Source organism: Micromonospora sp. NPDC005174 (assembly GCF_040608495.1).
Classification (GTDB): domain Bacteria; phylum Actinomycetota; class Actinomycetes; order Mycobacteriales; family Micromonosporaceae; genus Micromonospora.
Genome location: NZ_JBEXIJ010000002.1, coordinates 160675 through 171729, shown reverse-complemented (window position 1 = coordinate 171729; position 11055 = coordinate 160675). Strand labels below are relative to the sequence as shown.

At 70.9% G+C, this 11055-nt stretch carries 11 protein-coding genes and 2 pseudogenes; 6 read left to right on the top strand and 7 right to left on the bottom strand.

Annotated features, from left to right (window positions below; genetic code table 11):
• Window positions 1-79: 79 nt before the first annotated feature.
• The 3 genes from ABZU91_RS02945 to ABZU91_RS02935 are packed head-to-tail and all read right to left on the bottom strand — an operon-like array spanning window position 80 to window position 1703.
• Window positions 80-406, bottom strand: a complete 327-nt coding sequence (locus ABZU91_RS02945) for a VOC family protein (RefSeq protein WP_355233255.1) — start codon at window positions 404-406, stop codon at window positions 80-82.
• Entirely contained in the window at window positions 403-1305 is a 903-nt protein-coding gene (locus tag ABZU91_RS02940; protein WP_355233254.1) for a hypothetical protein, read from the bottom strand. The genes ABZU91_RS02945 and ABZU91_RS02940 overlap by 4 nt, the downstream gene beginning before the upstream one ends.
• Window positions 1302-1703 (bottom strand): hypothetical protein, encoded by a 402-nt coding sequence (locus ABZU91_RS02935; RefSeq protein ID WP_355233253.1) that lies wholly within the window; start codon window positions 1701-1703, stop codon window positions 1302-1304. Before ABZU91_RS02935 ends, ABZU91_RS02940 begins: the two co-directional genes overlap by 4 nt.
• A 73-nt stretch (window positions 1704-1776) precedes the next feature.
• On the opposite strand from ABZU91_RS02935, the gene ABZU91_RS02930 reads away from it, so the two are divergent.
• Entirely contained in the window at window positions 1777-4575 is a 2799-nt protein-coding gene (locus tag ABZU91_RS02930; protein ID WP_355233252.1) for a CHAT domain-containing protein, read from the top strand.
• Between the two features lie 13 nt (window positions 4576-4588).
• Here the strand turns inward: ABZU91_RS02930 and ABZU91_RS02925 are convergent, their stop codons facing one another.
• Window positions 4589-5701, bottom strand: coding sequence for a tetratricopeptide repeat protein (locus ABZU91_RS02925; protein ID WP_355233251.1), 1113 nt, complete (start codon window positions 5699-5701; stop codon window positions 4589-4591).
• Between the two features lie 278 nt (window positions 5702-5979).
• On the opposite strand from ABZU91_RS02925, the gene ABZU91_RS02920 reads away from it, so the two are divergent.
• From ABZU91_RS02920 to ABZU91_RS02900, 5 genes and pseudogenes are all read left to right on the top strand, one after another.
• Window positions 5980-6201, top strand: a complete 222-nt coding sequence (locus ABZU91_RS02920; protein WP_355233250.1) for a hypothetical protein — start codon at window positions 5980-5982, stop codon at window positions 6199-6201.
• Window positions 6202-6208: 7 nt separating this feature from the next.
• Entirely contained in the window at window positions 6209-6766 is a 558-nt protein-coding gene (locus ABZU91_RS02915; RefSeq protein WP_355233249.1) for a DUF6879 family protein, read from the top strand.
• Window positions 6763-7590: pseudogene (locus ABZU91_RS02910) on the top strand (NB-ARC domain-containing protein); the annotation flags it as partial. The gene ABZU91_RS02915 and the pseudogene ABZU91_RS02910, both read left to right, overlap by 4 nt.
• Window positions 7591-8072: 482 nt before the next feature.
• A pseudogene (locus ABZU91_RS02905) lies at window positions 8073-8165 on the top strand (hypothetical protein); the annotation flags it as partial.
• Window positions 8140-8841: a tetratricopeptide repeat protein gene (locus ABZU91_RS02900; protein ID WP_355233686.1), complete on the top strand. Its 702-nt coding sequence runs from the start codon at window positions 8140-8142 to the stop codon at window positions 8839-8841. The pseudogene ABZU91_RS02905 and the gene ABZU91_RS02900, both read left to right, overlap by 26 nt.
• Window positions 8842-9011: 170 nt before the next feature.
• Here ABZU91_RS02900 and ABZU91_RS02895 read toward each other — a convergent pair whose 3' ends face one another.
• The 3 genes from ABZU91_RS02895 to ABZU91_RS02885 form a co-directional block, all read right to left on the bottom strand.
• Window positions 9012-9479: a DUF3592 domain-containing protein gene (locus ABZU91_RS02895; RefSeq protein ID WP_355233248.1), complete on the bottom strand. Its 468-nt coding sequence runs from the start codon at window positions 9477-9479 to the stop codon at window positions 9012-9014.
• A 204-nt stretch (window positions 9480-9683) separates the two neighbouring features.
• The gene (locus tag ABZU91_RS02890; protein WP_355233247.1) at window positions 9684-10829 is read right to left on the bottom strand and encodes a helix-turn-helix domain-containing protein; all 1146 of its coding nucleotides are present in this window, start codon (window positions 10827-10829) and stop codon (window positions 9684-9686) included.
• Window positions 10816-10977 (bottom strand): hypothetical protein, encoded by a 162-nt coding sequence (locus tag ABZU91_RS02885; RefSeq protein WP_355233246.1) that lies wholly within the window; start codon window positions 10975-10977, stop codon window positions 10816-10818. The genes ABZU91_RS02890 and ABZU91_RS02885 overlap by 14 nt, the downstream gene beginning before the upstream one ends.
• Between the last annotated feature and the right edge of the window lie 78 nt (window positions 10978-11055).

Genomic DNA, 11055 nt, shown 5'->3' with positions numbered 1-11055 from the left:
CCGCCTGGGGTGGAGGCGGTCGGGTCCTCGGGTGAGGCCGACAAGCGTCGCCAGTCGCGCCAGTCCGGCCTGTGCCGGGTCAGCGGCGTAGGCAGAAGGGATAGCCGGCCGGATCGCGCAGGACGCGATAGCGAGCCGGCGCGAACTGCTGTTCTTCTTTGACCGCTCCGAGTTTGATCGCGCGCGCCTCAGCGTCGTCGAGGCTGTCGCTGTCATCGGCGGCCAGGTCGAAGTGGATCTGCTGCGACCGCTCGCCTGAGGGCCAGGTCGGTGGCCGGTAGTCGTCGACGCGAACGGCGCCGAGGATCAGCGGACCTCGCCCCTCCTCCCGTTCCCGCCATCTGACGACGTCGTAGGGAGTTCGCCGCCGCGAACTCCACGCCGCCGGCACCTGACCCGGGATCACCGGTCCTTGCGGAGCAGGAGGGTCACCGCCTCTCCGTCGGCCGCGCCGAAGGTGCCGTCGGTGGGATGTCCCAGCGCGGCGCCGAGGGCGCGGACGTGCAGGTCGACCACCGCCTCCACGAGGTCGGCCAGCACGGACACCGTGCCGCGGCCCTGTCGCCAGCCGGCCACGCAGAGGCCGAGGCCGACGATCGCCGCGGGCCACCACAGCAGGCCGAGCGCCAGATACAGCAGCCCCCAGCCCACCCGTCGGGCGGCGGCGGCGAAGTCGGCCTGCGCGAGGGCGAGCGGTCCCCTGGTCTCCTCGGGCAGCAGCAACCACAGCCGGGGCCAGGCGGCGGCCAGATCCAGGCCGTAGCAGGCCCGCACCCGTACCGCCGTGGCCTGCATCCGGTCACCGATCCAGGTCGGGCGGTCCGGCTCGGTCACCGCGATCCGGTCGCAGGCGCGGGCGAGCGCCTGGGTGTCCGGTAGTGGTCCGGCGTCACCGTCGGCGGATCGCAACCGGCGTGCCTTGTCCCGCAGGGCGTTCTCGTACCGGTCCATGGCGGCGTTCCACCGGCGTCGCCGCCGGCGGATCACGGCATCGCCGGCCCGACCCCAGTGCTGGGTCCACAGGGCCACGACCAGGCGTTCCAGGCTCTGGGCGGCCATCGCGGCGACGACACCGCCCAGCACGACACCGAGGACGATCAGCAGCGCGGAACCGGTGCCCCGGGCTGGTGGTCCGAGGGCGAGCCGATCAACCTCCTGCCGCAGCAGCCGCAGGTCCCACCAGTGGGCGTGGCCGAGTCGCACCGCCGCGGCGACCATCGCCACGAACACCACACCGGGCAGCGCCAGTCCGGCGAGCCACCGCTCTGCCAGCTTTCCGCCGAGCGAGGCGATGACCGCGTTCACCGGTCCATCCGGAACGTCGGCAGTGGGCAGTCCCACACGGCGCAGTGAGGCGACGGGTCGGCGTCCGGCCGGGGGATCTCGACCCGGTCGCACAGGTCGGCGGGGCACACCTGGACCACTTCGGGGCGGCGGCCGTGGATGCCGGCCAACGGCAGGTAACGATCGCTCCGTACGGTGGTGTCACCACCGACCAGGCCACCGACGCGCATCAACTCGGTCACCTCGGCGAGCACCGCGTCCACGCCCGCATCGGACAGTGACCGATCCCGCAGCCGCGTGAGGGCCCGGGCCGGTTCCGGCCCGAGCAGGTCGCCCACCTGCGCGATGTCCGCGCAGACCCGGGCCAGTCGAGCGGCCCGGTCGTCGTCGAGTCGCCTGTCCGGCGCCGATTGACTCATCGGCCGATTATCTCCTGTCGATGTGGCGCACGGCTGGCAGGCTGGGAGGCAACCGCGACGGGAAGGTGCGCCGGTGGGTGGCTATGCAAGGGACGCCGTGAACGACTGGCGTCGTGTCGCGGCCGGGCAGCGGCGTGGCGACCGGCGCTGGGCCGAGGCCCAGGTGGAGCTGGGGGCCGCGCTGCTCGACCGCTACCACGCGGACCAGGCGCGGCAGGACCTGATCGAGGCCACCGTCGTGCTGGAGGCCGCGATCCGCACCATGGCCGACTCCTTTCTGGCCGACGAGTTGGGTACGGCGCACGGTGTCCGCGCGCTTGTCACGTACACCGATGTGCTGTTGGCCAGGGCCCGGATCGAGAGTGAGCCGCAGCTCCTGGACATCGCCGAGCAGTATCTGCAGTTCGCCGAGGACGCCTCGGCCGACCTCGGCAACAGCGCGGTGCTGATGCTCAAGAAGTGCCAGGTCTATCGGGTCCGGCACGACTTCGACGGCTCGGTCGACACGCTCTACCGGCTCACTTCCATCGCCAACTTGGCCGAGAACTGGATCAGTGTGGAGCACCGACCCGCGTTGCGGGGTATCCACGCGGAGGCGCTGTTACGCGCCTTCCAGCTCACCGGCGTGGAGGACTACGTCGACGAGGCGTTGGACCTGCTGTCCTCGGTGGACACCACCGGGCCGAACCAGGACCAGATCGTCATGCTGCGAGCCCGGTGCCTGCTGGCCAGGGCGGCCGGGACCACCCACACCGCCGATGTCGAACGGGCCGTCGCGGTGCTGCGGGACCACACCTCACAGAGCATCGACGCGCGTTTCCTGCTCGGGCAGACGCTGCTCACCCTTGTCGACCGCACCGGCCGTGCCGAGCTGCTCGGCCAGGCCTGGGAGGAGTTCGCCGTCGCGCTGAGCACCGTCGGAGAGCGGCATCCGCACCATCGGATGGCGCTCGCCAGCCTCTCCACCGTCGGCATGAAGACGCACCAGCTGACGGGCGACGTCTCCGCCCTGGAGATCGCGATAGGCCTGCTGCGCCGGGCGCTCGCGCTGTCCGTACGCGGCGAGGCCAACCACGCGTTGTACCTGGACCAGTTGGGCTACAGCCTGCGGTTGCTCTACGACGCCACCGGGGAGCCCGCCTACCTGGAAGAGTCGCTCGTCCTGCTGCGCAAGGCGCTGGAGTCCCTGCCCGCGCGCGATCCGCATCGTGTCGAGACCGGGTTGTCCATCGCCCAGGCGTTGCGAGCGACCTACCTGCGTACCGGCGAACCCGCCCTCCTGACCGAGGCCGCCGAGCGGGCGCTCGCCGCCGGCCGCATCGAGTCCGGGGCCGTGCCGGTCCGAATCCAGGCCTTCGACAAGGCGGCCTACACGCTGACCACGTTGGGCCGGTGGGAGGAGGCGACGGACGCCTTCGACGAGGCCATCACGCTGCTGCCCCGGTTGGCCTCCCGGGGACGTACCCGGCACGACCAGTACGCCGACCTCGGCTCGACGGCCGGGCTGGCGGCGACTGCCGCCTCCTGCGCGATCGGCGCGGGGCAGCCGGAGCGGGCCGTGGAGCTGCTGGAGCGTGGCCGGGGCCTGCTGCTGCACCAGCGGTTGACGGCGGACGGCGAGTGGGCGGCGCTCCAACGCGCCGACGGGCGTCTGGCGGCCGACTTCCAGCGGATGCGCCGCGACTTCGAAGCGCCCGCCCCCGAATCGTCCCGACCCACCACCTTCGGCCGGGACCGGGAGACCGAGTGGAACGTGCTGTTGTCGACGATCCGGGAGCTGCCCGGCCTGGGGGACTTCCTGCGCACGCCCAGCGCCCGGCAACTGCTCGACCAGGTCGACGGGACCGTTATCGTGCCGATCGCGAGCGAGTTGCGCTGCGACGCGCTGATCCTGCGGGAGCACCGCGTCACGGTGCTCCCGCTGCCTCATCTGTCGCTGACCGATGCGATGACGCAGCTACGGCTGCTCCAGGAGGCCACCACCACGGCGTCCGATCCGACGACGGACGCGCGGAGCCGGCTGCGCGCCCAGGCGGCACTCCGGGGCGTACTCGAATGGTTGTGGTCTGCCCTTGTCGGGCCGGTGCTGGACGCGATCGGCGCGCCGGAGGCGGGCGGCGAGTTGCCGCGCGTCTGGTGGTGCCCGGTCGGTCCGCTGGCGTTCTTTCCTCTGCACGCCGCGCAGGCCGAGGCCGGCCGGTCCGCCCTCGACCGGGTGGTCTCCTCCTACACCCCGACCGTGACCGCGCTCGCCCGCAGGCGCACCGCGCCGCGGCAGCCCCGGCGCGATGCCCGGTCCTGCGTGGTGGCGATGCGCGCCACCCCCGGCGGCCCGGGCGCGCTGCCGAGCGCCGAACGTGAGGCCGCGTCGGCGGCGCGGGCGCTGCCCGGAGCGTGGACCGGGCTGGACGCGACGGCCACCCGGCAGCAGGTCCTGGACCGGTTGGCCGACTCGGCGTACGCGCACTTCGCGTGCCACGCCGTGGCCGATCCGCACGACCCGGCGCAGGGCCGGCTGCTCGTACACGACCACCAGGACAGTCCGCTCACCGTCGCCGACGTGTCCCGGCTCGACCTGGACGCGGAGTTCGCCTTCCTGTCGGCCTGCGCGACTGCCCAGGCCCCGCCGACCCTCGTCGACGAGGCGCTGCACATCACCGGCGCTTTCCAACTCGCCGGGTTCCGGCACGTCATCGGCACCCTGTGGGAGGTCGACGACGCGGTCTCCCTCGCGCTGACCACCGCCTTCTACGAGCACGGCGAAGCGACCGGCTCGGCCGCGTACGCGCTGCACTCGGCGGTGCGCCGGCTGCGGGACCGCTACCCGCTCGCGCCGACGCTGTGGGCGGCGCACATCCACACCGGAGGGTGAACCGTCGTCGGGATCAGCGGGTGCGCCGGACCAGCGCCCGCGCCTTCTCCGTGTCGGGGTGACCCGGGCCGTGCACGCGTTCGCACCCGGCCAGCGCGGCGCGCGCCACACCGCCCGCCCGCCGGTCACCCGCCTCGACGAGCAGTTGGGCGAAGAGCGTCCGCATCTCCAGGGTTCCGGGATGGTCGACGCCCCGGCCCCGCTCACTGTCCGGCAGCGTGTCGGCCAGCAACCGGATCGCCTCAGCCTGCCGCCCCGCCCCGGCGAGCGCTCTGGCCAAAGAGTGCCGGGCATGCAGAGACACGCCGTCGGTGGTGCTGAGCACGCGCCCGGCGTCGTCGGCGAGCGCCTGGGCCGGTTCGACCGCCTCGGCCGCCCGGCCGGAGTCGAGCAGGACGACCAGCAGATTGCTGCGGGCCTGCATCGTCACCGGGCTGGTGGGGCCCACCGTCCTGGTCATCCGCCGGACCACGTCCCGCAGGGCCCGCTCGGCCTGCTGGCTGTTGCCCTGCAGGTGTTGCAGGCCGGCCAGTTTCATCTGGCAGGCCAGGGTGTCCGCGTCGTCCCTGCCCAGCGTCCGCGCCATACCGTCGGCGACCCGCCGCAGCAGCGGCTCGGCCTCGTCCATCCGACGCAGTTCAATTAGCAACCAGCCGAGGTTGTTGCCGCTGCGCAACGTCTCGGCGTCGTCGTCGCCCAGCACCCGGCGGCGTGCCTCGTAGACGTCTCGTTGTACCAGCTCCGCCTCGGCGTGCGAGCCGCGCTGCCACAGCGCGAAGGCCAGGCTGTGCTTGGTGCGCAGGGTGTCCGGATGCTCCGACCCCAGCGCCGAGCTGCGCAACCCGACGACCTCCTGATAGACGGCCACGGCGGTGTCGACGTCCCTGGTACGCATCAACTCCTGCGCGTAGCGGTTTCCCGCCTCCAACGTCCGCGGGTCGGACGCGCCGTACTGGTCGTGGAAGGCGTGGTACTGCAACCCGAAGGCGGTCGGACCGCCGATGGTCTGCGTCACCGGTGGACGACCGCCGCCGCTGACGGTGATCTCGATGACCGGGCCGGTCGGCTTCGGTTCGCGCGGTGGCTCGTCGTCGCGTTTACGGCTGCGGTTGAACCATCTGCCCACTGCGCACCTCCGGCGGTGTCGACGTCACGATCCGTAACGGAGAGCAGACTATCGATCCAGGCTGATTCCGTCGCCGCAGGTGCTCAACGGGTAAGGCCGACGAGCGTCGACAGTCACGCCACGCCGGCCGGCGCCGGCTGCGCACGGACGACATCGGCGATGAGAGTACGCGCCAACGGGCCAGACCCACGTTATCGACTTGTTGGGCCACTACGCTGCGCACTACTCTCCTGACCGACAGCACATGCCAGCCGTCTGTTTCTCTGATGGAGGTCACCATGAAGCTGACCAAGCTCTACAAAGATCCTGGCTCGGGTGGCAACGGGTGCCCTACGGTCTACCTGGGAGAGAGCGGGGAGCTTGTCGTTCAGGGGAACCTGATCGACGAGGACACCGTGGGCGAGCTGGAGAACGTTCTTCCCGGCGAGGGCGCGGTGCGGATACCCGCCGAGGTTCTGCTCGGTGCCATTGAGCGCTACCGCCAGTCCGAGCAGCGGTGATCGAGCGTTGACCCGGTCGTTCACGTCCCTCGATGACGACGAGTTCAACCAGCTGTTCCGCGACTTCCGTTACACCGCGTATCGACTGGAGACGCTTCAGCGATACGACGTGTCGTATGAGCAGGACGAGTTCGCGCGGTTCCTGGCGGGCGAGACCCGAGGCGAGTTCCCGGGAATCGCGGCGTGGTGCGACACCGTGCGGGCGGCGGTGTCGGCGGGCAAGCGTATGCACCGGGTCCATGTCGTCTCCGAACCGCTGTCGGATTACGTGCGGTTCGAGTGCGGCTGGGCCTACGAGCACACCGTCGAGGCGGGCGAGGACGTCCGCCTCATCGTGGTCTCCGACGACGACTGGCCGGCCACGTTGCCGCACTACGACTACTGGTTGTTCGACTCGGCACGGCTGGTGGCCATGTACTACGACGAGGAGGGGCGCTTCGTCTCCGGCGAGGTGATCAGTGAGCCGGAGCAGATCGTGCAGGCCAATCTGTGGCGTGACGCGGCCGTCTCGGCGTCGGTCCCCTACCGGCAGATCACAGACCAGCTCCAGACCAAGACCCCATGACCGATCGCTTGCCGTCGGGGTGGCAGCGTGGAGGTCTACAGGCGCCGCGTCAACTCCCCCGCAACGCGACCGGCTTCGTCAACCGCGAGCAGACCCTCACCCGCCTGGACGCGGCACTGCCGAACGACGACAACCACACGGCTGCCGGCTTCGCGATGACCGTGGCTGCCATCGCGGGTGCCCCCGGCGTTGGCAAGACGGCGCTGGCCGTGCACTGGGCTCACCGAGCACGCGGGTGGTTCACCGACGGCGACCTCTACGTCGACATGCGCGGCTACGGCCCCGGGCCAGCCCTCGATGTCGGCCAGGCGCTGGACACGTTCCTCCGCGCTCTGCACGTACCGGCGGAGCAGATCCCCACGGACACTGACGGACGTGCCGCCCTGTTCAGGTCCGTCCTGAACGGCAAGCGCGTCCTGATCGTGGTGGACAATGTGTCCACCGTGGGTCAGGTCCGGCCGCTACTTCCCGCCACACCGACCTGCATGGCGATCGTCACCAGCCGCAGCCGACTTTCCGGCCTTGTGGCACGGGAAGGAGCGTCACGGATGACCTTGGAGGTTCTGTCTCCGGACGAGGCAATCGCGCTGCTCAGCGACAACATCGGCGGCGGTCGGGTCAGCGCGGAGCCGCCGGCCGCCGCTGAACTTGCTCGCCGCTGCGCCTACCTCCCCCTCGCTCTGCGGATCATCGGGGAGCGCATAGCCAACTCTCCCCATGTCACCCTCGCGGAGTTCGTCGCGGACCTCGCCCTGGCCGAGCATCAGCTTGACGCCCTCGCGGTCGACGATGACGAGCTTTCCGACGTACGCGCGGTGTTCTCGTGGTCCTACCAGACGTTGCCCGACGACACGGCACGGTTCTTTCGACTACTCGGCCTACACGCCGGCTCCGACATCTCAGCGGCGGCAGCGGCGGCCCTCGCTGGCGTGAGTCTGCCCCGAGCCCGCAGTCTGCTCGACCAGCTCAGCGCAGCGCACATGGTGCAGAACCCTGCCCGGGACCGGTACCTGTTCCACGATCTTCTCCGCGCCTACGCGCTCGAACGGGCACAGGCCGAGGAGACACCCGAGCAGCAGCGCCAATCACGCCGCCGCGTCTACTCCTGGTACCTCCTGATGGCCGAAGAGGGCCGCAAGGTCATCCTGCCGTACTCGCATGCCGTCGCTCTACCTCCGGGCGAACCTGGCGTTACCCTCGCACCACCACGCACGGTGGCCGAGGCGATGGCATGGTTCGAGCATGAGCGGCTGAACCTTCTGGACACCGTCCGGCAGGCCGACGATCTGGGAGAACTCGACATCGCCTGGCAACTGCCGGTGGTCAGCGATGGTTTCTTCGAACTGAAGTCGTACTGGGCCGACTGGCGCGACATCCACCTGACCGGGCTACGCGCGGCGCGCTCCGCCGGGTCGCGCCTCGGCGAGGCAGCCAACCTTCGCTGCCTCGGCGACGCCTACTGGCGCATGGGGCAGCGCGAGACCGCGCTCGACTGCTATCACCAAGGCGTCGCCACGAGCCGTGAGGTCGGCGACCACTGGGTGGAAGGGTTCTGCCTTCGCGGCCTGGGTCTCATCCACGAGGAGTTGGGGCAGACCGACGAGGCCATGGAGCTCTACGGCCAGGCGCGAGAGGTCTTCCGCCGCCATGGCATCACCCGAGGTGAGGGCATGTCGTTGCTCAGCCTCGGCAACGGGCACCGCGCGCGCGGACACCTCGACACCGCCATCGCCCACTACCAGGAAGCTGTCGCCATCCTCGACAGCATCAACGATCAGTGGAGCGTCGCCTGGGCCTCCTATCCCCTCGGCCTGGCACATCAGCAACTCGGTCGACTCGACGAGGCCCTGGAACGGCACACGCAGGCCCTGGAGCTGTTCCGCAGGTTCGACGACCGACGCTGCGAAGGACTCACCCTGGCAGCCCTCGGCGACACCCACCACGCCGCAGGCCAGCGCGAAGACGCGCAACGCTGCTGGCAGCAGGCACTACAGATCCTTGATCCCCTGGCAGATCCCCATGCTGGTGTCGTTCGCAGCTCTCTCGCGCAGGTCGGCAGCGACCAGAGCACCTAACCACGATCGAGTGCCGTCGTAGCGCCTCCATCGGGTTGTCCCGCGCGGCCGCCAGCAGCACTCGTACCAGCTCGAAGCGACCGGGCCGAAGCTGGTGCCGTGCTGGTCGTCGCGGCCGGCGACGACCGGCCGCGACCGGCCGCGGTTTGCGGGGGCGAGCGTCGCGTCAACTACGCGAGGGCTGCCGCGTGCCTTCGGCGACGCCGTTTGCGAAGCTCATGGATGACGCCCCAGAGCCCGACGAACACGAGCGCTATCCCGCCGAGCGCGACCAGATACTCCGCCCCGCCTCGGGACACCCACAGCCGGCCCCGCTCCGGGGCATCCGGCGAGTAGAGGACCGTGACCGAGTCACCGTCGCGGTTGGGGGAGCCGCTGCGGGTGACCATCTCCCGGCGGAGCACCTGCCGTCCATCGGGTACGGCGTACTGAAAGTCGTAGTACGTGCCATGGCGACTCGCGCGTGGTGGCGTCTCAGATGTGCTGATCAGCGTGGCGCTGGTGTAGACCTCCCCCGGCCAACCTCGATGATCCCAAACGATGGTGACGCCGAGACCGGTCACCAGGATTCCGCACATGATGGCCGTCAGTGCAGCCCGCAGCGCCGAGACACCATGGGGATTGCGGTACTCAGCCATGGCCGAGAGGTTATCCGCGCCACACAAGGGGTTGCGGGGTAGGTACGACCCTTGTCGATGCTGGCTGATCGTCGGCGTGTCGCAGTGCCCGATTGAGCACCCGCACAACTTCACCGAAACTGCTGCCTCGGGCACGCGGGAGACAGCAGTTTCCCTGATGTTGCGCGGATCTTGAGGCCGATCAGCTCGGCGGGGCGTACCGATTCAGCGGGTGAGGCCGACCAGCGTCGCCAGTCGCGCCACGCCGGCCGGCGCCGGCCGCGCCCGCGCACAATCGGCGATGAGGGTACGCGCCAGAGGCCGCCCCCGAACCTCGGCCGGCGCGACACTGTCCGCGTCGACCAGAACGCGCGCCGCCCCGCGCAGGTCACCGGCGTGCACGTACACCCGCGCGGCATCGAGCAGGTACGCGCCCCGATACTCGGCCGGCAACCACCGCCAGCCCTCCCGCCGCACCACGATCGAGTGCCGCCGTAGCGCCTCCACCGAGTTGTCCCGCGCGGCCGCCAGCAGCACCCGTACCAGCTCGACGGCGACCGGGCCGAAGCTGGTGCGGTGCTGATCGTCGTACCCCCGAAGGTTGGTGGCGACGCCCGCGGCCCGGTCGGTCAGCGCGGCGGCGTGCCGGTGCTCGCCGCAGCCGGCGGCGGCGAGGGCGGCCTGGAGTAGCAGCGTCCCGCCCACGGCCCACTCCCCCGCCGACCGCCGCGGCCGGACGTGGTTCGCGGCGAGCGTCGCGGCCAGGGCCAGGCGGTCGCGGCCCGACGCGCGCAGCGCCTGCCCGACCGACACCGCCGCCGTCGCCGCGAGGACGGGGTCGTCACCGGCGGCGCCCATCGCCCGGTCGGCGGCCAACCAGGCAAGATCGGCCTCGCCGAGCTTGACCAGCAGCGACGACGTGATCCGGTACGCCGACACCAGCAGCTCCGCCGACCGCGCGCCCTGCGCGGCGTCGAGCAGACCCGGCACCAGGCGCACCAACTGCGCGTAGTGCGCATGCTGGTAGGACAACCAGGCGTGCTCGACCTGCCTTCTTGCCTCTTCCGGCGTCTGCTGTGTGGCTTCCGGGGTGTCGTAGCGGGCGAGCGCGGCCCGGATGTCGTCCACCCCGTCCGGCGTGCCCGCCGGAGTGCTGCGCGGCTGGCCGAGCAGCGCCTCCGGCTCGACGCGCAGGACGTGGGCCACCTCCTGGATCACGGAGTACCGATCCAGGGGGCGGACACCCCGCTCGATCTTGTCGACCCAGCTTTTCGACCTGCGCAGCCGGTCGGCCAGCACCTGCTGGGTCATCCGCCGGCGTACCCGCCAGCTCGCCACCCGTCGCCCGATCGGGACGTCATCCCCTGTCACGCCGCCACCGCCGGTCCGGGACCGCGCGGGTCGTGTCCTCCACGGGTACGCGTTCCGCCTCGGCCTGAGCGAGAATGCGCTGCTTGGCCGCCTCCCGCTCGGCCGCTTCACCGTCGTTCTTCGGAGCGTTGTCGTGCTGACCGCTCATCCCCACCTCATCCGGTAAGGGCGCGACGACCATCGCGCCATCTCGTCGGGACGTGCTCACGTCCCAAACCGGACAGTA